Below are 22,759 nucleotides of genomic sequence, written 5' to 3' on the forward strand. Positions count from 1 at the left end.
GAAGAGCGCGAAGTTATAAGAAGTGTTCGCCGTGGCCGCTTTCACTTTTGTCGGGAACAAAAGTGAATGAAGTCCCAAGAACACACCTTACCTAAACCATGATTCGATTGCTCTGGCAAAGGCTGCTGTGGGCGATACCGGTTTTGTGGTTGGTGCTGACAATTACCTTTGTGTTATTGCGGGTGGCACCCGGTGGTCCTTTTGATTCTGAGCGCCAGTTAACCGCTGAAGCGGCCGCTCAAATTGCCGCCAAATACCAACTGGATCAACCTGTCATCACCCAGTACGGCCACTACCTGGGCCAAGTTCTGCGAGGTGATTTAGGCCCATCTTTTCAATACCCCGACCAAACCGTGAATGAACTGATTGCCTATGGCTTGCCCATTTCAGCGACATTGGGTATCTGGGCTTTGTTATCGGCACTATTAGTCGGCTTGCCTCTGGGTGCGTTGGCAGCCAAACGAGCGGATAAACCAACAGACTTGCTGATTGGCTTGTCTGCTGTTTTCGGTATCAGTGTGCCTAATTTTGTGATTGGACCTGTGCTGATTTTAGCTTTGGCCGTTTATTGGCCGTTATTACCGGTGGGTGGCTGGAACGGCGGCCAAGCGACCCATTTGGTGCTGCCTGTGATGACCCTGGCCTTGCCGTTTATAGCCTATATCACCCGCTTATTTCGGGGTGCTTTATTGGAAGAACTGCAAAAACCCTATATCACCACCGCCCGTGCCAAAGGCTGCAGTGAATTAAGAATTTTATGGGGTCATGCGTTTAAACCGTCGATGCTGCCGGTGGTCAGTTTCTTAGGACCTGCTTCGGTGGGCTTAATCACCGGCTCGGTGGTGGTGGAACAAATTTTTGGTTTGCCCGGGATGGGCCGTTACTTTGTGCAAGGCGCTTTAAACCGGGATTACACACTGGTTTTGGGTGTGGTGTTGGTGGTGGCCTTATTAATGCTGATTATGAATACGGTGGCTGATCTTTTGTATCGTCTATTAGACCCACGCGCCGGAGATGACAAGCCATGAAAATTAAGATCGCACTGACGTGGCTGATTATCATGGGCATATGGGTCATAATCGGGCCGTGGTTATCCAGCCAACAACCGGAGTTTATTCACTGGGATGCCATGGCCCAGGCACCCAACAGTCAGTTTTGGTTTGGTACCGATGTTATGGGCCGGGATCTTTATGTGCGCACCTTATTGGGAGGCCGATTATCCTTATTGGTGGCTTTGGTGGCCACTTGTATGAGTTTATTGATTGGCGTGAGTTACGGTTTAGTTTCAGGTTATTTGGGTGGTCGAATCGATCGTTTGATGATGCGTTTTTTAGATGTGCTATACGCCTTACCATTTTTGTTTTTGGTGATTTTACTGTTGGTGTTTTTTGGCCAGCACATGATTTTACTGTTTGTCGCCATCGGTGGTTATATCTGGCTTGATACCGCCCGCATTGTCCGCGGTCAAACCCTGGTGTTAAAAAAACAAGCTTATGTGGAAGCCGCGCAAGCCATGGGCCAATCAACCGGTCGTATATTAACCATGCATTTGCTGCCCAATTTACGTGGCGTGGTGATTATTTATGCCACCCTCACCATTCCACAGGTGATTTTGATTGAATCCTTTATTTCATTTCTGGGTTTGGGTGTGCAAGAACCCAACACCTCATGGGGCACACTGGTTAGTGAAGGTGTGGATAATCTACAAACTGCACCCTGGTCATTGTGGATTCCCGGGGCATTTTTATCACTGACCTTAATGGCCTTTAATTTGTTGGGTGATGGTTTACGGGATTACTGGGACCCACACCAATTACGTTCGCGGTGATTCAGAGACGTGCTTAATCTCGCCTTCGGCCGGTAGGGTTTCAGGCTGTTGTTTTGCCGCCGTCGATTGTGCCAACGTCTCCCGCAAAAAACGCACATCAGCACTGCCGGGTGACTGATGAATACGCAAATCAAAGGCATCCATCACCGCATAAATATGATCAAAAATATCACTTTGAATGGCTTCATATTCGGCCCAAACGGTGGTGTTGGTAAAGGCATAAATCTGCAAAGGAATGCCCTGATTTTCTGCAGCTTGTTGACGCACCATCAAAGTCATTTCTTGATGAATCCCCGGGTGGTTTTTGAGCATATTAACCAAATAAGCACGTAGTGTGCCTAAGTTGGTCAAACGCCGACCATTTATTTTAAGCTCCATATTAAAGTCATGTTCGCTGTTATAGGCTTTAATTTCTTGGTTTTTCTCTTCTAAATAGGGCGCCAATAAACTCGCCTGACTCAGGCGTTCCATTAATTCATCATCCATAAACTTAACACTGGTGACATCAATATAAATCGATCGCATAATCCGCCGGCCACCCGATTGGGTCATGCCTTGCCAGTTTTTAAACGAATCTGAAATGAGCGCATAAGTGGGAATGGTGGTGATGGTTTTGTCCCAGTTCTGCACTTTCACTGTGGTCAAACCAATCTCAATAACATCACCATCAGCACCGTAACTGGGCATCTCCAGCCAGTCACCGATGCGCAGCATGTCATTGACTGATAATTGAATACCGGCAACAAAACCCAACAAAGGGTCTTTAAAGACCAACATCAATACCGCCGCCATGGCACCTAAACCACTGATAATCAAGGTTGGTGATTTATTCACCACCACCGCAATCATAAAGATAATGGCCACCACCGTGAACACCAGTTTAATCGCCTGTAAAAATCCTTGAATCGGCAAATCACGGGTGCGTTCATGTTGTCTGGCCATATAGCCTAAGCCATTCACCAAAGAAAACAGCGTCAACAGTAAGAACAAGGTAATCCATAACAGGGTCAGGGTTTGCAACCAGGTAAAAAGTGCACCCTCAGGGTTTAGCCAAAGGTTAATTTGTATGAAAATAATGATACCCTGAACCGTTAAAGCCAGTCGACTAAACAGTTTTTTCTCAAACAAAATGGCTCGCCAGATATGTCTGGATTTACGGGTCATTTTATCCACCACCTTGACCATCACTTTATGAAAAAGCCAATGAATCAGCAGTGAAATAATAACAATCACACCCACCATAACCAATCCCATTTGTAGTTGTGACAATTCAATACCAAATTCGGTAAACCAATGTTTAATAAAGTCTTTCATAACAATTTAGGTGGTGTGTTCAAACAATTATAGATGGGGCTTTATATGGGTTTTTAAAGCCTCCGATTGTTGTCTGTGGTTGCCGGGTTATTGAGCATCGCTTAAAATAACATCATGAACCCAAATAACCTTGTGGATATTCGACATTTAACGGTGTGTTTTGCCGCACAAAAAAAGGCCGTGATAAAAGACATTTCTTTTCATATTAAAGCCGGCGAAACACTGGGTTTAGCCGGTGCCTCCGGCAGCGGAAAATCATTAACCGCGCTGGCAATCATGGGTTTATTACCCGCCGCTTGTCAACAACAGGGTCAAATTCATTTTAAAGGACAGGCATTGACTGAGTTAAAGCCGCAACAGTGGCGCGCGCTTCGCGGTCAGGCCATGGCCATGGTTTTTCAGGAACCCATGACGGCTTTAAATCCGGTGCAAACCATTGGTCGGCAAATCGCAGAAATGCTGCTTTTGCATACTGACTTAAACCGCTCAAAACGTCGCCAAAAAGTACAGCAATTACTTCATGATGTGCAATTGGACAGTGGTTTTAGAAACCGCTATCCCCACCAACTCTCCGGCGGGCAAAAACAACGCGCGGTGATCGCCATGGCAGTGGCGTGTCAGCCCGATTTACTAATCTGCGATGAACCCACCACCGCACTGGATGTCACCACCCAACAACAAATCATTGAGTTACTGAACACATTACAGCAAAAATACGGCATGGCAATGCTTTTTATCAGCCATGATTTAGCGGTGATGGCACAAATCGCAGACCGCATTGCCGTGATGCAACAAGGCGAAATTGTGGAAACTGAAACCACCCAAACATTGCTACAACAACCCAAAACCGATTACAGCCGACGCTTGTTGGCAGCGGCCGGTTTACAACCCTCAGCCGACCGTAAACGCAATAACAATCAGCCCAATTTGATGGATATTAACAACCTGACAATTCGTTTTAAACATACAAAACATCTATTTAAACAACAGTCTTTCACCGCCGTCGATCAAGTTAATCTCGTTATAAAAACCGGCGAGATTGTCGGTTTGGTGGGTGAATCTGGCAGCGGTAAAACCACTTTGGGCCGAAGTTTGGTGGGCTTACAAGCCCCTGCATCAGGTCAGATTTTGTTTCAAGGTCAGGCGCTGTCCACAAGCCGCCGGGCGAAAAAGCGTATTCAGATGATTTTTCAAGACCCTTATTCTTCATTAAATCCGCAATTGACCATCCAACAATCCTTGTCAGAGCCTCTGACCATCCATGGCTTATACCAGGAACCAAAGCAACGCCGGCAACGCCTAATCAACTTGTTAAGCCAGGTGGGTTTAGACAACACCGCCTTACCGCGCTATCCGCATCAGTTTTCCGGTGGCCAGCGTCAGCGCATCGCCATTGCCCGGGCTTTGGCTTGTGAGCCTGATTTATTAATTTGTGACGAGGCCGTGACGGCATTGGATGTTTTGGTACAGCAGCACGTGCTGGCCTTGTTAGAACGGCTGGTGGCAGAAACCGGGCTCAGTTTATTGTTTATCACTCATGATATTGCCCTGGTTAGCGGCTTCGCCCATCGCCTGGCAGTGATGCAACAAGGTCGTTTGATTGAACAAGGCGAAACCCGTGAGATTATTCAGCAACCCCGTCACCACTACACCCAACAGCTCATTAATAGCGTGCCACGACTGGCGACAACGGCTTAAAGTCATCTTGTTAAAAACAATCACCCCATCAACCGTGCCGGCGCAGGCCGGCATCTAGCGTCTTTCGGAATGAGCGTGCCCCGTAGCCGTATCAATCGATGTTGAAGTAACTCAGTAGGTTGGGCTTCGCGGAGCTCAGCTCAACCTACTTGTGACTACGTCTTCGGATATTTTTATTTGCTAACGCTTTGTATAATTTTGTGGCTGCTAAAAGATTGTTCAAAAAATGCATACTTTATTCGTTATTTTGTTATACTTCGCGGCATCCAAGGGGCGGCATAGCCTGAGACAGAAATTTCTGAACCCTTTGTACCTGATCCGGTTCATACCGGCGTAGGAATGGATTAAATTCATCACGCCACAACCGGATCTCCTTTTTATGCCGGTTGTTCATAAAAACTCATTTGAATACCGGCCAGATTTAAGTGAGATCCTATGTTAAAAAATATATCGACGTTAAGCCTTTTGGGCTTATCTTTCATGGCTTTTTCCGCCGACGATCAAACCACAACAGACAGCGAAGAAACCCGGCTCAGTGACATCAAAGTCACCTCCGATTTTCGCGTTGCCACCACAGAAAGCGAAGTGCCTGCTTCGTTAACCGTATTGGATGCCGCAGCCCTTGAGCAAGCCGGCCAACAACATTTTCAGGACGTGTTGAACTTAGTACCCAATATCAATTGGTCCGGTTCCACCTCACGTCCGCGCTATTTCCAAATCCGTGGCATCGGTGAGCGTTCACAGTATGAAGGTGCGCCCAACCCATCGGTGGGCTTTATCATCGATGATATGGATTTTACCGGCATCGGCGGTGCTGCCACCTTGTTCGATATCGAGCATATTGAAGTTTTGCGTGGTCCGCAAGGCACCCGCTATGGTGCCAATGCCCTGGCCGGTCTGATTTATGTGCAATCCAAAGCACCGCAAACCGAGGCTGCATATCACGGGCGACTTTCTGTGGGAGAAAATGGTATTCGCAGTTTGGGCTTTAGCGCCACCGGCGGCCTGGGGAACAGTGAAGACAATGCCTACCGTGTGGCTGTTCATCAGTACCAAAGCGACGGCTTTCGCCACAATGTCTTTTTGAATCGGGATGATACTGACGAGAAAGATGAATTAACGTTGCGCGCCAGGATGCATTTTCAAATCAACGATCACTGGCAAAGTGATATTAGTCTAATCATGATAGACCAGGACAACGGCTTTGATGTCTGGACACCGAGTCATGACTTCACCACCTACAGCAATGATTTGGGCATTGATGCCCAAAAAGCCGCCGGTGGTTCCTGGAAAAACAGCTGGTCATGGGATGCTTTTGATGTGGTCAGTATTACGGCATTCACTGATGCCGATATCACCTACTTTTTTGACGGTGACTGGGGGAATAACGATTATTGGGGTGAATACGCGCCCTATGAATACGCCTTGAACAATGACCGCAAACGGCGGCACACCACCCAGGAATTTAGATTGTTATCCAATCAAGACAGCCAACTTTTTAATGGCCGCAGCGATTGGCTCGTGGGTGTCTATTTATCACGCTTAGACGAAGACAACCATTCCTTAGAAGCTTCCGATGGTGTCGGTTACCGTGATTTTCGCAGCCGCTATCAGGCCGATAACATGGCTTTATTCGGCCAACTCGACACCCGGTTAAGCCCACAAACCACCTTAACCACGGGATTGCGTTTTGAACAGCGTAAAGCCGATTACATTGATGATAATCATCTTGATTTAAGACCTAAAGATGACATGATTGGGGGCCAGATTTCCCTCAAACACCAATTAAATCAACATCACAATCTCTACGCCACTGTCGCGCGGGGCTTCAAAGCCGGCGGTTTTAATCTTAGTACCACCTTGCCCGACAGCCGTCGCAGCTATGCGCCGGAATATTTAATCAATTATGAAATAGGCAGCAAAGCCTTTTTATTTGATTACCGTCTGCAACTGAATACCGCGCTGTTTTATTCCAAACGCAAAGACATGCAAGTCAGCACCTCGTTCCAAAGCGACCCCAATGACCCACTCACCTATGTTTATTACACCGGCAATGCCGCCGAAGGTGAAAATTACGGTCTTGAAATGGATGCGCTGTGGCAGGTCAATCGCAATTTAAGCCTCCATGCCTCTTTGGGGTATTTAAAAGCCAAATACACTGACTACGTTACCATCGACGGTGACTTCACAGGTCGCGAACAGGCCCATGCGCCCAATTACACCACGAATCTGGGATTTACCTACATGGGTGACGGTGGTTTTTTTGCTCGCATGGATTATCAGGCCGTTGATGATTTTTATTTTTCCAATTCTCATGACCAGCGCGCCGATAGTAAACAACTGCTGCATGCTAAAGTGGGTTATCAGGCACCGCAATGGGCACTGTATGCCTGGGGTCGAAATGTGCTGGATGAACGTTATGCGGTACGAGGCTTTTATTTTGGTGTTGAACCACCGAATTTTGAAGACACTTTATACACGCATTTAGGTGATCCACAACATTTTGGTTTAACCTTTGAATTTGATTTTTAGGAGATAAAAATGAACGTATCCGTAGACATTAGCTTATACCCGTTAACCGAAGATTTTTTAACCGTGGTTGATGATTTTATTCAACGCCTACGCCAAGAACCGGATCTAACGATTAAGGTCAATGATTTAAGCACCCAAGTGTTTGGTGATTACGCCACCGTGTTAAACAAGGTCAATGCCGCCATGCAAGCCACCCATAAACAAACCCCTAAAGCGGCGTTTATTATGAAAGTACTTAACGGCCATTTATTGGATGCGCACAGCGACAAGTATGCTTGAGTTTCTTAATCAATGGTGGCAAGGCTTACAAGCCCAATCATGGCTTGAACTGATTGCTGTCATCACTGCGGTGCTGTACCTTTGGCTGGCTATCCGGGAAAATATATGGTGCTGGTTCTATGCGTTCATCAGCACCGCCTTGTCTATTTATATTTTTCACCAGGCCGCCTTATTAAGCGAATCCTTGCTCAATGTGTTCTATCTGGTGATGGCCGTTTATGGCTGGTACCAATGGCGTGGCGGGCAGACTGACAACCACCGCTTAATACAAAAATGGTCGTTAAAAAAACACCTGATATGGATTGTCATAACGGCTTTATGTGTGCCGGTACTGGGTCTTTATACACAACAATACGGCGCTGCTTATCCTTTTCTGGATGCCTTCACTTCATGTTTTGCGGTACTCACCACCATTTTAGTGGCCTATAAAGTGTTTGAAAATTGGTATTACTGGTTGGTGATTGACAGTGTTTCTGTCTGGCTGTTCTGGCAAAAAGAACTGTATTTTTTCACCGGCTTATTCGTCATTTACCTTATTATGGTGATTATCGGCTTGATCCAATGGTCCAAAAGTTATGACCGACAATCAACACAGACTGCAACGCATTGAATTTATTGCCAGGGCCGGGCTGATCGAAGCCCGGCCAATTAAGCACGGTTTAAATAATCACAGCTTTCAGGTCATCACCGAGCAAGGTCATTTCTTTGTGCGCTTGAATGCCGTTATTTCAGGCGTTGATCGGCAACGGGAATCGCAGATACTGGCACTGATTGCACCCTTAAGCATCAGCCCAAAGGTTTTTGTCAACGACCTGAAAAATAATGTTCTTATCACTGAATGGTGTCGCGGTAAACTCTGGCAAGCAAGCGATTTCAAGAATAAAGGCTTGGTTAAAAGCCTGGCTGAACAATTAAAAAAATTCAATCACATTGACCTCTCGCAAGAAACAGTCTTTACAGACAGTCGTCTTGATAAGCGCTTATTAAACTATGCCAAAAACCAAAAAGAACGCATTAAAGACCACATCAACCGCCACATCGATAAACTCACCGAACTGGGCTTTTGGCAGGCCAATCAATACCTCACCCACTTTGATTTAAACCCACGCAATATGATTGGCCGGAAACCGCCAATGCTACTGGATTGGGAGTTTGCCGGTTTAGGCCATCCCTTGATTGACTGGTTGATTATCGAATATGAAAGCGGCCAATCTCTGGAAGATTTCTATCGTCATTATGATGACAACAACTGGCTCCCACCCTTGCGCGCCTTAATTCAAATAATGATGCAAATCTGGTCAAAATAAACGTCCAAAATACTGAAGCGATTTTTCTCTACAACAGAATTTTTGACTTGTTAGAAAATCCCACCTCAAGTAGAATAAGCCATCTCAAAACAGGACGATCGTCCTGCATAAAGAGCCCGGGTGGCGGAATTGGTAGACGCGCCAGCTTCAGGTGCTGGTGGGGGCAACCCCGTGGAGGTTCAAGTCCTCTCCCGGGCACCATTGATATATAAATCCTCAAATAAATATCAAATCCAAATTAAAAAAACTTTAAGCCTACCATATTGATATAATTTTTATTAATCTTTAATAGATGTTAAATATTTCAATGAACATAAGCTTAAAATTAATAAATTCTGAAGAAGAAAAAATTCGAAAACAAAGTTTGGCTGTTGTAGAGCCTAATAATGAGCTATCAATTAAGTTTTCTGCAATTCAATATTCGATGGATATCATTGGTATAATTATTCAAAACTACGAAAACTATACATCTGATGAATTGACTATAATGAGGCTTGGAATTAGAAATTTCAATTCCACAGCTGCATCTATAAAACTTGGCCTTTCAGGTTATTATCATTCTGCAATTTCTCAGATTAGAGAGATTTTTGAAACAGTAATGCTGTTAGATTATTTTCATTCTAACCGAGATAAAATAAATGAATGGCAAGTCGCAAGCAAGAACGAAAGACTTAAAAAATTTAAGCCTGCACTAATTAGACAGGAACTTGATAATCGTGACAATTTTAAGGATAAGAAACGTGCAAAAGCATATTCACTACTGTCAGAAGCCGCATCTCATCCAACATCTTCTGGTTTTAAATTATTTTCACCAGGTGGATTTAGTAAAACAGGACCTTTTTTTAATAAAGATTACCTTAAAGCATGGATTGACGAGTTAGTTAAAGTGTCCCCTCATGGCAGTATAATTTTTACTGGTTTTTTTGACAACATTGATATTCAATTAGTCAATGCTATTGATAGATATTTTAATAGTTTATTGCCATGGCAAAACCAATTTATAAATAATAATTCCTAATATTAGTATTTTTCATATTTAGGAGTTTTCTCCATTCGCTTCGCTCGGTCGAAATGACAATATTTATTTTATTTATTCCAAATTCACCACGGGTAGAACTAATTATTCATTATGCACAACCTGATCTAATTGCCGTTCAATCCAATTATTTAAGCTCATGTTTTCCGTGGCGGCCCGAGCTGAAAGTTGAGCATGGAGTTCGGATGAAATCCTTAAATTAAAGCGTCCTGAAAATGATTTTTTGGGTTCAATACCTTCTTCTTGACACATATCCAAGTACACTTTGAGTGATTTCTCGCCTTCTTTCCTCAAGCCGGCGATATCCTTAGCATAAAAATCTGCACCACCGTTTAATAATACAAACTCACCACGAAACATGTCTATGTCCGGATCATAATTAATGACAGCCAAGTAATCGTCAAATTTCATTGTATTAAGCATTGTCTGATTTTACTCCGTTTTTAGTGCAGTAAATTGAACCTCTGTGCATTATGAGTGAATCATAAAACACTCAGCTACAAGGCTTGTTTTCTTCGTAATAGTTATTCATATTGCAAGGAAACATAACGCCGTAGATGACTGTTTTAGGGTTCACCCTTCGGGAATCAGCCATAAGCCTCATTACGGCGTTATCGTTCTTGTTAAGGACTTTGGCCATTAACTGCAAATGATTCCTGGTTATGAGACTTATGGCCGATTCTCATAACGCATAGAGGTTCAATTTACTGCACAGATAACCATTCTCTTAGAAGCCACCGCACCTTTATCAGTGTTCGGACTTGGGTGTGGACGATGAAAAACACGTATCTCATTAAATAATTTAACACCAATACGTGAACCCTCACGCTCTGATATATCTGCACCCAAAGCCTTGAACAGGGACTCAATTCGGCTCCATTTAATATTGCCACTGACTGGGCGATTAAATATTAAAGCCAATGTCTTCCTGTCTTTTGCTTTCATCAGCTTATAGTACTATTATTCAGTACTATATTCAAATATTTTTTACCACCATTGACATATCAGTCGTTAAGATTAAGATAAGGATTTAACAATAAATAGATTTTATGCAAAAACAATTTATGCGGCGAGCCATTGAGTTGGCGCGTGAGGGAATGGATGCCGGTGCCGGTGGGCCGTTTGGTTCAGTGGTGGTACGCAATGGTGAAATTATTGCCGAAGGTTATAACCGTGTCACCTCAGACAATGACCCAACCGCGCATGCGGAAGTCACGGCGATTCGCGAAGCCTGTCAAAAGTTAGGTACATTTCAGTTAAATGATTGTGAGATTTATACCTCTTGCGAGCCTTGTCCCATGTGTTTAGGTGCGATTTATTGGGCGCGACCGAAAGTGGTTTATTATGCCTGTACCCGTGAAGATGCCGCGGCCATCGATTTTGATGATCAGTTAATATATGATGAGATTGATGCCGGTATCGATAACCGTCAAATTCCCTTTAAACAAATGCAACAATCCGAAGCCTTAAGCGTTTTTAAGGCCTGGCAAGACAAAACCGATAAAATTGAATATTAACCATGTCAAAACGTACACCCAACCCTGAAGTTATTGAGTTCTTACAAAACCGCCGCTCGGTGCTGATTAAACATTTAACAGAACCGGGCCCCAATGACGCCGAATTGAACACCATTTTAACCATCGCCACCCGGGTACCGGATCACCGCAAACTGGAACCCTGGCGGTTACTGGTTATCCGGGGCGAAGGTCGTGACCATTTGGGTCAGAAACTGGCTGATATTCGGGCAAAAAAACATGATCTGATTCCGCAACAGCTTGAGATTGAAGCCAATAACTTTAAGCGGGCACCTTTGGTGATTGCGGTGGTGTCTTCGCCACAAGAAGGCAACACACCGATTGAAGAACAAACCTGTTCCGGTGCAGTGGTGGCGCAACATATTAACTTAGCGGCGGCGGCTTTAGGTTATGCCAGTCAATGGGTCACCGGTTGGTCTTGTCTGGATAAAGACGCCCAAAAAGCCCTGGGACTGGCCGACCATGAATGGATTATCGGTTATGTTTATATCGGTTCAACGGAAGATCTACCTGCTGACCGCGCCCGTCCTGACTTGGCTGATAAAGTCACTTACTTTGTATGAATAAGAGACTGCTATGATTGTCCTCGGCATTGAATCTTCCTGCGACGAAACTGGTATCGCGATTTATAACAGCGTTACCGGAGAATTGCTGGCGGATCAGCTTTACAGCCAAATCGAACTGCATGCCAAATACGGCGGGGTGGTGCCGGAACTGGCATCCCGTGACCATGTCCGTAAAATCGTGCCGCTGATTGAACAGGCCTGTGAAGAAGCGAACATGACTTTGCAAGACATCGATGCAGTGGCGTACACCGCCGGACCCGGTCTTATCGGGGCATTATTAGTGGGCGCTTGTGTCGGGCGCTCAATCGCCTGGGCTTTAGATATTCCCAGTCTCGAAATTCATCACATGGAAGGCCATTTACTGGCGCCATTATTGGCAGAGGATAAACCTGAATTTCCGTTTTTGTGTTTACTGGTGTCCGGTGGTCATACCTTATTGGTGGATGTACAAGGCTTGGGTGATTATAAAATCCTGGGTGATACCCTGGATGACGCCGCCGGTGAAGCCTTTGATAAAACCGCCAAACTACTCGGCCTACCCTATCCCGGCGGCCGATATATAGCGCAATTGGCTGAAAAAGGCGATGTTAAACGCTTTAAGTTTCCACGACCAATGATGAATCGACCGGGACTTGATTTTAGTTTTTCCGGTTTAAAAACCTTTACCCGGGTGACCTGGGAACAACACCAGGATGACGATGACATTGAACAACTACGCGCTGATATTGCCGCCTGTTTCCAGGATGCGGTGGTTGATACCCTGGCCAAAAAATGCCTGCGCGGCATAAAACAAACCGGCCACAAATCACTGGTTATTTCAGGTGGCGTTAGCGCCAACCTTCAACTGCGAGAAACATTGAATGCAATGGGCCAAAAACACCACTTCAAAGCCTTCTTTCCGGAACTTAAATACTGCACCGACAACGGTGCCATGATTGCCATTGCCGGCGCCATGCGTTTAGAAGAGAATATACCCGAAAAAGAAACCGCTATTCAAGCCTATCCCCGCTGGAGCCTGGAGCAGCTGAGCCCGCCGTAAACTGCTAATCCTATCAAGTTAAAACAACTTATACGCCGACTTTAGTTGAACAATAAAAACCCGTCATACTCGGGCAAAGACCCGAGTATCTTATAAATTATGGTTGTAAGCAAACGTTCTGAGATTCTCGGGTCGGTGCCCGAGAATGACGTGATTTTTAAAATGTTACGGTTTACACGCAGTGCAAGCGCTGATACCGAGTCGAATCTAACTCAGCACACCTACTTCCATGTAGGTGAGCGACGCTGGAGCTACTGACGCATGTTTCGCACTGGCGACCGTTTCCGCGTCCTGCTTACACGGCACACCTACGTCCTGTAGGCGAGCGCAGCGAGTCAATCAGCGGAACTCATTGAAGCCTGAGCACGGGTTGCGGTTTGCACGCAGTGCAAGAAACGGCCCCGGAGCCACTTCTTACTGTGCAGTCCATCCACCATCGAGGGCGATTGCTTGGGCGGTGATATTGCGGGCGGCGGGGCTGATGAGGAAGGCCGCGGTGCCGGCGAGTTCTTCGACGCTGACGAATTGCTTTTTTGGCATGTGTTTGAGCATGATTTTCTCCACCACTTCATCTTCACTGATGCCATGGGCTTGGGCTTGTTGGCTGATTTGGTCGCGCACCATGGCGGTATCCACATAGCCCGGGCATAAGGTATTAATGGTGATATCAAACTCGGCCACTTCCAAAGCCAAAGTTTTGGCCAAACCTAAAAGACCGTGTTTTGCGGAGATATAAGCTGATTTATAGGCCGAAGCCACCAGGGAATGGACTGAGCCGATGTTGATAATTCTGCCGAAGTTATGGGCTTTCATACTCGGTAAAACCGCTTGCGTGGTCATGGCCGGACCCATGAGCATAACATTGATAAGTTGTTGCCACTTTTCGCGGGGAAAATCTTCAAGTGGTGAGACATATTGAATGCCGGCGTTGTTGACCAAAACATCGATGCCCTTGTCTTCCGCTTGGGCTTTTAACGCCGCTAAATGGTCTTCATTACAGACATCCAGTTGCATAATGTCCACATCAAGTCCTTGTTGCTTAAGCTGCCGTTGGGTTTGAGTGAGCGAATCTAAGTGATAATCCGATAACGTCACGCGATGGTCTTGAGCCAAATGTTTTCCGATGGCCAAACCAATGCCGCCACTGGCACCGGTAATCAGGACGTGTTTGGTTTGTTTAGTCATGACTTGGGTACTCCAGCGCATCATTGTCGGCTTGAATCGTTTGACTTGGCTGCAGATTAATCGCCGGAATATTATCAGATTCTAAATCTGCCACGCCAGCTTCTGTTGTGGCTCTATTTTTTGTCGCAACATATTGACTGGGTGGCAATGGTTTTTGTTCTTTCAAATGGACCCACATCATATCCAGCGCCTGCTCAATGTAAGGATGCATCGGCACAAACTGCGCATTAAAGCCCGGATAAGCTAAAAAGGCATCAAAATGCTGGACGTTTTCAATCTCATAAAACCGCAAATTTTGATTGGCGTTTTCGCTGCTTTGATTCTTCGTAAAATAAGCCCGCGAGGCGTGGTTAATGGCCACGGTGCCATCGGCGATGCCGTGTAAAATCACGGTTGGGGTTTGACCTAAATCAGCATCCAACTGAATGGCTTTAATAGCCGCTTGTATTTCCTGTGAACGGGCTTTGTTATAGAAACATTGTTGTGCATCAAAGCCGAAATTTGGGTGCATCATCAGGCGTTTATCCGGCTCACCGTTATCACCCAAACCAGCCACTTCTATGCCATTACCCGGGGCAATGCCATTGCCTTTAGCAAACATCGTGCGAGTTTCTGTTTCCGTTAATGCTCGCGCCTGGCCCATTTGACCCATCCCGGAAAACACCACACCACACAATTGATCAGTCGGTTTGGTTTGCAGGTAACTATTGATATAGGTATGACCAATACTGGCCCACATATGACTCAAGGTGTTGATTTGAGCCATCGACAAGGCTTCTTTAGAAATACCTGCCTGTAATAATTTATCCAGAGCGGCTGCCGGTAAATCTGTGGCATCAGTCGCTAATAATCCAGATGTTTGAAGAACCAGACAACGTTGCATTAACCAAGATTGAATCAATGCGGTATTGGCTTTAAATGGCGCTTCATTTAATGACGGGTGTAAGGCCGCGCAAGGCTCATAAACACCCAGCAAAGTGCCCAATTCAATCAGGCTTTGGGTTTTAATCGTCTGATTATCAGGGCCTTTTTTTATTTGATACTGGTAATCCAAATTCAACTGTGGCTCAGCGGCAACCACCGCATCAATTAACTGATCCTTATCCAACTCAGCGGCACGAAGCACCGCACCACCACCATTGGAAATACTGGCGGCAATGACAGACACCTTGTTACTATTAAAGCTGCTGTCAACTTCCTCAGCTAATACGGCTAATCCATAGCGGGTGGCATCCAGCACAAACTCACCCCAATACTGTTCAGGGTGAACAGCGGAGAAGGCTTGCTTCTGAATGACTTGTAAACCATTATTTACCGGTAATCGGGTGGCTTCTGCCAGCGGATTATCGGCATCGACCAAAGTGCCATCAATGGCATATACCTGACCATCACTTTGATTGGCCGATAAACTCATTTGAGTGCCGGTGCCTTTATCGGTATACACCACGGCACAATTGTTCAACAAACCCCAGGTTCCGGTGGTCGCCACTGAACCCAAAACATGGCGCGAGCCACTGGATGGTGCCACCAATAGGCAAGGGTTTGCAACATTAAAAGAATCGGGAATTTGAACCACAATGGTATGGTAGGCATTATCAGCGACGGCACGCTGCTGCCAATATTCGGTTCCGGCAATGGCGTGGATGTTTTCATCAAAACCATAAAGGCGACCAAAACCACCGGCCTCACTGACATCATTCAGGGCTTTAAACTGGTGATAATAGGCAGAACGCCGTAATTCAGTGGCCGTAGGTAAAGCACTTAATTCAGGGCCTTGTGCAGAACGCAATTCGGCTAAGCTTAATCCGGCGGTCAATAAATCATCACTCTGCCCATCGTAATAAACTTTTTTCAAATACAGCGGAGTAGTTGTCTCAAGCGCTTGTTCCGTCGGCATTTCAGGCGTTGACTGGCACGCAGATAAAAATACAATGATAGAAAAAATTAAAACACGGATTTTCATGACCCTTCCCTCATTTATAGTAAAAAAAGCGGACGTCGCTACTATAGTAACGACGTCCAAGAGAGGAAAACAATTAGAAACGATAATTTAGTGCAACATACCAGGTGCGCGGCGCGCCGTAATAGGCTGTTTGGATATTACCGACACTGGCAAATTCCTGGGCATCGACTTTATAAACTTCGTCTGTCAAGTTTTTACCACCGGCACGAATCGACCAAGCTGGATCGGCAAAGTCATAAGCCACATAAGCATTGGTCAACCAATATTGGTCTTGTGACAAGACTTCGCGGTTATCCACTGATAAATACATGTCATCGGTAAAGCTGGCATTGGCACCCATACGTAAGGTGGCACCACCATCTAAATAGACATTGTGGTTAATGCCCAATCTGAAAGTCCATTCCGGAGAAAAAGGCGGTGTGTCTTCAGAACGGTCCTGATCAGGATACCTGAAATCAAAAAATTCTTTGTACTGGGCATCCAGGTAACCGATAGAACTGTAAATACTGGTGCTGGCACTGAGTAACCAAGTCATTTCTAACTCGGCGCCTTTGATGTCCAATTCAGCGGCATTAATCACCGGGAAGCTGGAGATATCTTCAGCGACACGGGCTTGGAAATCTTCGTAATCACTGCTGAAGACTGCCCAGTTGGCACGCATGCGATTATCAAAGAACATCGATTTACCACCAATTTCATAGGTCCATACAGTTTCAGGATCAAATGAACTCACATCCGTAGCGGCATTGGCACGGCCGTTAAAACCACCGGATTTAAAGCCTTTAGAAACACTGGCATAAACCATATGATCTTTACTGATACTATAATCCAATGACACCATTGGCGTAATGTCATCCCAGCTGTCAGAAGCTTGGAAAGCAAAAGTACCATCTAAGAACGGGCCTGCCACAGATGTTGTGGTGGTGGTACGGTCATAAGATTTTTTATCTTTACTGTAACGAAGACCGGCACTTAAGCCCCAACGATCGGTTAAAGTCCAGTTAGCTTGTGTAAACAGCGCATAAGACGTGGTCTCTAAATCATCATCAATGGTACGCAAAAAATCTAAAGGTACACCAGCAAAGCGCAGAAAATCGTCCGCGTAAGCTTCTTGATGCGAGGGTACATCTTCTTTCATGTAATACAAACCCATGACCGCATTAAAACCGGAATTGTTATCATAGAGAAATTGAAATTCCTGACTTGTTTGATTTTGATCCACACCCACAAAAACGTCGCCTAATTGCAGTACGGTTGCATCAATATCAATAAATGAGTCAGACTGCAGATCACGATAAGCAGTGATTGACTTAAACGTCCATGCCTCATTCATCATATAGTCAACCGAAAAACTCACGCCATAATGACGTAATTCTTGGTTTTCGTCATTATTAAATGATGAACGTCCATGAAAGTTATATTCACCCGGATCCGGTAAATAGGTCAAAATCGGATTGGTCGGATCGGCAAAATCAATGGCAATCAAAGGTGCCTCTGCTTTACCCAAGGTCAACGCATTTTCCTGATCGGTGTAATCAAATGACAAGGTCCAATTTAACTGTGAAGTTGGATTAGAATCAATAATCAAACGTGCTGCGGTATTGTCGCGATCGTTATAATGTTGATTCGTCACCGGATCGGTCACATAACCATTGTCCAAACTATGAACCATCGACAAGCTCATGTTGGTATTTTCACTGATGCCGCCGGTTAAATAGGCTTTTCCGGAGGTTTTACTGTAATCTCCGAATAAAAACTCAAACTCTCCGCTAAACTCGTCCGAAGGTTTACGGGTGACCACATTAACCGCACCACCAATGGTGTTTTTACCGTATAAAGTACCCTGCGGTCCACGCAAGACTTCAATACGATCGACGTCATATAAACTCATCAAAGCACCTTGAATACGTGACATGTAAACACCGTCCACGTAAATCCCAACACCCGGGTCAAAGGTTTGCAGCGCATCCGGCTGACCAATACCACGGATATAAATATTGGCACTGGAAGCCGAACCACGGCCTAAAACCAAATTCATATTCGGAACCGCACCGGCCAAACCATCTAAATTCTCAGCTTGCGCATCTTGCAAGTCTTCGCGACTAAAATTAGTGACCGCAACCGGCACATCTTGAGCCGACTCTTCGGTTCTTCGTGCTGTTACTTTGACATCATCTAAGGCCAAAGTATCTGTGTTTTCTTGATCATTTGTTTCGTTTTCAGCCTGGGCCAATGCCACATTGCTGATACCTAAACCCAAAACCGATGCCATTAAAATTTGGCTCACGGCTTTGCTTAATTTTGACTGTTTCATAATGGTGTCCCCATAAAAAAGAATGTCCATTCGCTATGTTACAACAAATATTTAACTTATTTCAACAAGTGTTTAATCATTCAGTCACTAATCAGCGCCTTAGCCGTGCTAAAATGCATTTTCATCCGATTTAAGCCAAAATTTTTTCACTATGGAAAAACCACAATCAACCAAAGAGCGTATTCTTGATGCCGCTGAGAAACTGTTCGCCACCCGCGGATTTTACGGTGTCTCAATCCGCCAAATCACCACTGAAGCCGGCGTTGATCCGGCCTTAGCCAGCTATCATTTTGGCAAGAAAAAAGATATTTTTAACGCTGTGATGCTACGCCGTGCTGAAGTATTAAATCGTGAGCGGATTGCCATGTTGGACGACTGTATCAGACGCGCTAAACCCAACCCGGCACCCTTACATGAAATCATTGATGCCTTTACCCATGCGCTATTGAACCGTGCCACCCAGGGTGGCCAGGGCTGGAAACATTATTTCGCCATCATTGCACAGATTAATAACCACCCGGAATTAGGCGGTATAATCATGACCCAGTATTTCGATCCGTTAGCAAAAAAATTTATTGCCGCCATTCAAGAAACCATGCCGGACAGCAAGCCTGAAGATTTATACTGGTGTTACCATTTTTTATCCGGCGCTCTCACGTTAACTTTTTCCGGCACGGAGCGTATCAATAACTTGTCCGAAGGCTTATGCCCACCGTCTGATTTATATGCCGTGCATGACCGTTTGGTACCTTTTATCACAGCCGGCTTTAAAGTTTTTGCGCAACCCCATAAAATAAACCCATGACGAATAGTAAACAAACAAGAAATCCGGGAACGGCTTTGAATCTTGACTGGGTCAACAACATCCAGGCCAACACCAGTGCCACCGAACGCCGAGCTGCCACCTTAGGCACCCGCCGCTCAGTAAAAAAAGACCACCAAGCCGCCTGGTTAATCAAAGCCATTGGCTTAATCGACTTAACCACTTTGGCCGGTGATGACACTGAACAACGGGTTCGTCGTCTCTGCGCCAAGGCCAAAAACCCGCTGCGCCAGGATTTAAAGGACGCTTTGGGCATCGGTGATATGAAACTGACCACGGCCGCCATTTGCGTTTATCACGATATGTTGGCAACCGCCCATAAAGCCCTCGAAGGTACCGACATTCATTTGGCTGCGGTATCCACAGGTTTTCCCGCCGGTTTGACGCCACATGAATTAAAAGTCGCTGAAATAAAAGCCTCGGTGGCTGCCGGTGCCGATGAAATTGATGTGGTGATTACTCGCAAACATGTGTTTCAACAAAACTGGCAAGCCCTCTATGATGAAATCAAAGAATACCGCGAGGCCTGTGGAGACGCCCATTTAAAAACCATTCTGGCCACCGGTGAATTAGCAACCCTAAGAAATGTCGCCAAAGCTTCGATGGTGTGCATGATGGCCGGTGCCGATTTTATAAAAACGTCCACCGGTAAAGAAAGTGTCAACGCCACCTTGCCGGTGTCACTCACCATGATTCGCCAAATTCGTGACTATCTGGATTTAACCGGCCACAAAGTCGGATACAAACCGGCCGGCGGCATCAGTAAAGCCAAAGACGCCCTGGTCTATTTATCGATGATGAAAGAAGAACTCGGCAATGACTGGCTGGAACCTGAACTGTTCCGTTTCGGTGCCTCCAGTTTATTGGCTGACATTGAGCGCCAGTTAGAACATCACGTCACCGGCCACTATTCAGCCGCCCATCGCCACGCCATGGGATAGGAACTAAAATAATGACTAATATGAACATTCAAGAGATACTAAAAACCATGGATTACGGCACCGCTCCCGAAAGTCAAACCACCGCTCAGGAATGGTTACAACAATCATCCTTTGGTCATTTTATTAACAACAAATGGCTCAAAGGCTCTAATCATTTTGACAGTATCAGCCCGTCAACCGGTGAAAAACTGGCTAAAATCAGCCAGGCCGATGAAACCGTGGTCAATAAAGCCGTGAAGGCCGCCACACAAGCTGCCCCCAAATGGCAAGCCCTCAGCGGTCATGAGCGGGCTAAATACATCTATGCCCTGGCCCGTCTGATTCAGAAAAATGCACGGGTACTGTCGGTTTTGGAATCTTTGGATAATGGTAAGCCAATTCGCGAAAGCCGGGATTTGGATATCCCCTTAGCGGCGCGTCACTTGTACCACCATGCCGGTTGGGCACAATTACTGGACAGCGAATTGCCCGATCATGAACCTTTAGGCGTGGTCGGCCAGGTCATTCCCTGGAACTTCCCGATGCTGATGCTGGCCTGGAAAATTGCCCCGGCGATTGCCACCGGCAACACCGTGGTGCTCAAACCGGCCGAAGAAACCTCATTAACAGCACTGTGTTTTGCCGAACTCTGCCAACAAGCGAATCTACCGGCGGGCGTGGTTAATATCGTTACCGGTGATGGTCGCGTTGGTGAAGCCATTGTTAACCATCCGGATATTCAAAAAATCGCCTTTACCGGTTCCACTGCGGTGGGCCGTAAAATCCGCCATGCCACCGCCGGTAGCGGTAAAAAACTGAGCCTGGAACTGGGTGGTAAATCGGCCTTTATCGTCTGCGAAGATGCCGACCTGGATGCCGCTGTTGAAGGCGTGGTCGATGCCATTTGGTTTAACCAGGGCGAAGTCTGCTGTGCCGGCTCGCGGCTACTGATTCAAGAATCGGTGGCGGCCCGTTTTGAACAAAAATTGCAGCAACGCATGGCAAAACTCCGTATCGGTGATCCACTGGATAAATCCACCGATGTCGGCGCCATCATTAATCAATCCCAACATCAAAAAATCACCGAGATGGTAAACATGGGTGTTGCACAAGGCGCCCGAATTTTACAAGCGCCTTGTGAATTACCCAAAGCCGGCTACTTTTACCCGCCGACTTTATTGGCTGATGTGGCACCCGGCGACTTGGTGGTACAGGAAGAGATATTTGGCCCGGTACTGGTCGGCATGACCTTCCGCACCCCGGACGAAGCGGTGGCTTTAGCCAATAACAGCCGCTATGGCCTGGCCGCCACCATTTGGAGTGAGAACATTAATCTGGCCTTGCATCTGGCACCACAAATGCAAGCCGGTGTGGTCTGGATTAACTGCGCCAATCAATTCGATGCCGCCGCCGGTTTTGGCGGCGTGAAAGAATCCGGCTTTGGCCGTGAAGGTGGTTTTGAAGGTTTATTTGAATACCTCAAGCCCACAGACAATTTCCCCGGCAAAGCATCGGCAAAAAGCACAACCAAAGCCTCCGGCCAAAGCGAAGCCTCCAATGGAATAGACAGAGGTGGCATGGACCGCACCGCGAAAATGTACATCGGCGGTAAACAAGTGCGTCCGGATGGTGGTTATTCCTACCCAGTACTGGATGCCAAAGGCAATGCCATTACCCAAGTCGGTTTAGGCAATCGCAAAGACGTACGTAATGCCGTGGAAGCCGCCGCCAACGCCAAACAATGGCGCACTATGAGCGGTTACCAACGACAACAGGTGATGTACTTTATCGCCGAAAACCTATCGCTGCGTTATGACGAATTTGTGGCACGTTTAAAAGCCACCGGTCTTAGCAGTGTCGCGGCTAAAAAAGAAGTGGATTTAAGTATCGAACGGATTAACTATTACGCCGCCTGGTGCGATAAATTTGATGGCCGGGTGCATAACGTACCGATGCGCGCAGTGGCCATGGCCATGCACGAACCAATTGGCGTTATCGGCATAGTTTGCCCGGCAGAAAACCCGCTGCTCAGTTTTGTGTCATTACTGGCACCGGCCTTAGCCATGGGTAATTGCGTGGTGATGCTGGCCGATGAAAGCCAGCCGCTACCGGCGCTGGATTTATACCAGGTCTTTAACACCTCGGATGTGCCGGCCGGCACCATTAATATTTTAACCGGCCAGTCAGCCGATATGCTGAAACCTTTAGCGGGTCATCTGAATGTCGATGCCCTCTGGTATTTCGGAGACCCAGCAGGCGTTACATTGGTGGAACAGGAATCTTCTTTGAACCTGAAACGCACCTGGACCCATGCAGAGCCCAAAGACTGGACTTCTGATAAAGCCCAAAACAAAACATTTTTACGCCACAGTGTTGAAGTCAAAAATATCTGGACACCTTACGGCGAATAACGGACTCAA

The 22,759-nt window shown here is 46.1% G+C and carries 20 protein-coding genes, 1 tRNA gene and 1 riboswitch; of the genes, 15 read left to right on the forward strand and 6 right to left on the reverse strand.

What is annotated here, in order from left to right; translation table 11 throughout:
• Nucleotides 1–98 precede the first annotated feature (98 nt).
• Nucleotides 99–1,028 (forward strand): ABC transporter permease, encoded by a 930-nt coding sequence (locus OS173_RS01995; protein ID WP_267182600.1) that lies wholly within the window; start codon nucleotides 99–101, stop codon nucleotides 1,026–1,028.
• A complete protein-coding gene (locus OS173_RS02000) occupies nucleotides 1,025–1,828 on the forward strand; it encodes an ABC transporter permease (protein ID WP_267182601.1) in 804 nt (267 codons plus the stop codon). The genes OS173_RS01995 and OS173_RS02000 overlap by 4 nt, the downstream gene beginning before the upstream one ends.
• Here the strand turns inward: OS173_RS02000 and OS173_RS02005 are convergent.
• Nucleotides 1,814–3,142, reverse strand: coding sequence for a mechanosensitive ion channel family protein (locus tag OS173_RS02005; protein WP_267182602.1), 1,329 nt, complete (start codon nucleotides 3,140–3,142; stop codon nucleotides 1,814–1,816). The genes OS173_RS02000 and OS173_RS02005 overlap by 15 nt on opposite strands.
• Nucleotides 3,143–3,256: 114 nt before the next feature.
• Between OS173_RS02005 and OS173_RS02010 the strand changes: the two genes are divergently transcribed.
• The 7 genes from OS173_RS02010 to OS173_RS02040 all read left to right on the forward strand — a co-directional run bounded on the left by OS173_RS02010 (nucleotide 3,257) and on the right by OS173_RS02040 (nucleotide 9,976).
• Nucleotides 3,257–4,840: a dipeptide ABC transporter ATP-binding protein gene (locus tag OS173_RS02010; RefSeq protein ID WP_267182603.1), complete on the forward strand. Its 1,584-nt coding sequence runs from the start codon at nucleotides 3,257–3,259 to the stop codon at nucleotides 4,838–4,840.
• A 259-nt stretch (nucleotides 4,841–5,099) separates the two neighbouring features.
• Nucleotides 5,100–5,197, forward strand: a riboswitch (TPP riboswitch).
• Between the two features lie 123 nt (nucleotides 5,198–5,320).
• Nucleotides 5,321–7,372, forward strand: a complete 2,052-nt coding sequence (locus OS173_RS02015; protein WP_267182604.1) for a TonB-dependent receptor — start codon at nucleotides 5,321–5,323, stop codon at nucleotides 7,370–7,372.
• A gap of 9 nt (nucleotides 7,373–7,381) precedes the next feature.
• On the forward strand, nucleotides 7,382–7,651 hold the full coding sequence (locus tag OS173_RS02020; RefSeq protein ID WP_267182605.1) for a YkoF family thiamine/hydroxymethylpyrimidine-binding protein: 270 nt from the start codon (nucleotides 7,382–7,384) through the stop codon (nucleotides 7,649–7,651).
• Nucleotides 7,626–8,261, forward strand: coding sequence for a nicotinamide riboside transporter PnuC (gene pnuC / locus OS173_RS02025; RefSeq protein ID WP_267182606.1), 636 nt, complete (start codon nucleotides 7,626–7,628; stop codon nucleotides 8,259–8,261). Before OS173_RS02020 ends, pnuC begins: the two co-directional genes overlap by 26 nt.
• On the forward strand, nucleotides 8,227–8,958 hold the full coding sequence (locus tag OS173_RS02030; RefSeq protein WP_267182607.1) for a phosphotransferase: 732 nt from the start codon (nucleotides 8,227–8,229) through the stop codon (nucleotides 8,956–8,958). The genes pnuC and OS173_RS02030 overlap by 35 nt, the downstream gene beginning before the upstream one ends.
• A 114-nt stretch (nucleotides 8,959–9,072) precedes the next feature.
• A tRNA-Leu gene (locus OS173_RS02035) sits at nucleotides 9,073–9,159 on the forward strand.
• A 106-nt stretch (nucleotides 9,160–9,265) separates the two neighbouring features.
• A complete protein-coding gene (locus OS173_RS02040; RefSeq protein WP_267182608.1) occupies nucleotides 9,266–9,976 on the forward strand; it encodes a hypothetical protein in 711 nt (236 codons plus the stop codon).
• A 102-nt stretch (nucleotides 9,977–10,078) separates the two neighbouring features.
• Here the strand turns inward: OS173_RS02040 and OS173_RS02045 are convergent, their stop codons facing one another.
• Nucleotides 10,079–10,417, reverse strand: coding sequence for a type II toxin-antitoxin system HicB family antitoxin (locus OS173_RS02045; RefSeq protein ID WP_267182609.1), 339 nt, complete (start codon nucleotides 10,415–10,417; stop codon nucleotides 10,079–10,081).
• 276 nt (nucleotides 10,418–10,693) lie between these two features.
• Nucleotides 10,694–10,939: a type II toxin-antitoxin system HicA family toxin gene (locus OS173_RS02050; RefSeq protein WP_267182610.1), complete on the reverse strand. Its 246-nt coding sequence runs from the start codon at nucleotides 10,937–10,939 to the stop codon at nucleotides 10,694–10,696.
• A gap of 104 nt (nucleotides 10,940–11,043) precedes the next feature.
• Between OS173_RS02050 and OS173_RS02055 the strand changes: the two genes are divergently transcribed.
• From OS173_RS02055 to tsaD, 3 genes are read left to right on the forward strand one after another with little or no spacing between them, the layout of a single operon-like run.
• Entirely contained in the window at nucleotides 11,044–11,511 is a 468-nt protein-coding gene (locus tag OS173_RS02055) for a nucleoside deaminase (protein WP_267182611.1), read from the forward strand.
• Nucleotides 11,512–11,513: 2 nt separating this feature from the next.
• Entirely contained in the window at nucleotides 11,514–12,092 is a 579-nt protein-coding gene (locus OS173_RS02060; RefSeq protein ID WP_267182612.1) for a nitroreductase family protein, read from the forward strand.
• 13 nt (nucleotides 12,093–12,105) lie between these two features.
• Complete coding sequence (gene tsaD / locus OS173_RS02065) at nucleotides 12,106–13,134, forward strand: tRNA (adenosine(37)-N6)-threonylcarbamoyltransferase complex transferase subunit TsaD (protein WP_267182613.1); 1,029 nt, start codon at nucleotides 12,106–12,108, stop codon at nucleotides 13,132–13,134.
• Nucleotides 13,135–13,548: 414 nt separating this feature from the next.
• On the opposite strand, the gene OS173_RS02070 is transcribed toward tsaD, so the two are convergent.
• The 3 genes from OS173_RS02070 to OS173_RS02080 all read right to left on the reverse strand — a co-directional run bounded on the left by OS173_RS02070 (nucleotide 13,549) and on the right by OS173_RS02080 (nucleotide 18,596).
• Nucleotides 13,549–14,319, reverse strand: a complete 771-nt coding sequence (locus tag OS173_RS02070) for a 3-hydroxybutyrate dehydrogenase (protein ID WP_267182614.1) — start codon at nucleotides 14,317–14,319, stop codon at nucleotides 13,549–13,551.
• Complete coding sequence (locus OS173_RS02075; RefSeq protein ID WP_267182615.1) at nucleotides 14,312–16,282, reverse strand: 3-hydroxybutyrate oligomer hydrolase family protein; 1,971 nt, start codon at nucleotides 16,280–16,282, stop codon at nucleotides 14,312–14,314. The genes OS173_RS02070 and OS173_RS02075 overlap by 8 nt, the downstream gene beginning before the upstream one ends.
• Nucleotides 16,283–16,355: 73 nt before the next feature.
• Nucleotides 16,356–18,596 carry a TonB-dependent receptor gene (locus OS173_RS02080; protein ID WP_267182616.1) on the reverse strand — a complete coding sequence of 747 codons (2,241 nt, stop codon included), beginning with the start codon at nucleotides 18,594–18,596 and terminating at the stop codon, nucleotides 16,356–16,358.
• Between the two features lie 151 nt (nucleotides 18,597–18,747).
• Here OS173_RS02080 and OS173_RS02085 point away from each other — a divergent pair, with 151 nt between their 5' ends.
• The 3 genes from OS173_RS02085 to OS173_RS02095 are packed head-to-tail and all read left to right on the forward strand — an operon-like array spanning nucleotide 18,748 to nucleotide 22,750.
• The gene (locus tag OS173_RS02085) at nucleotides 18,748–19,401 is read left to right on the forward strand and encodes a TetR/AcrR family transcriptional regulator (RefSeq protein WP_267182617.1); all 654 of its coding nucleotides are present in this window, start codon (nucleotides 18,748–18,750) and stop codon (nucleotides 19,399–19,401) included.
• Nucleotides 19,398–20,360 (forward strand): deoxyribose-phosphate aldolase, encoded by a 963-nt coding sequence (gene deoC, locus OS173_RS02090; RefSeq protein WP_267182618.1) that lies wholly within the window; start codon nucleotides 19,398–19,400, stop codon nucleotides 20,358–20,360. Before OS173_RS02085 ends, deoC begins: the two co-directional genes overlap by 4 nt.
• Before the next feature lie 11 nt (nucleotides 20,361–20,371).
• On the forward strand, nucleotides 20,372–22,750 hold the full coding sequence (locus tag OS173_RS02095) for an aldehyde dehydrogenase family protein (RefSeq protein ID WP_267182619.1): 2,379 nt from the start codon (nucleotides 20,372–20,374) through the stop codon (nucleotides 22,748–22,750).
• The last annotated feature ends 9 nt before the right edge of the window (nucleotides 22,751–22,759 follow it).

This window comes from Marinicella gelatinilytica (genome assembly GCF_026410405.1).
Taxonomy (GTDB): Bacteria; Pseudomonadota; Gammaproteobacteria; order Xanthomonadales; family Marinicellaceae; genus Marinicella; species Marinicella gelatinilytica.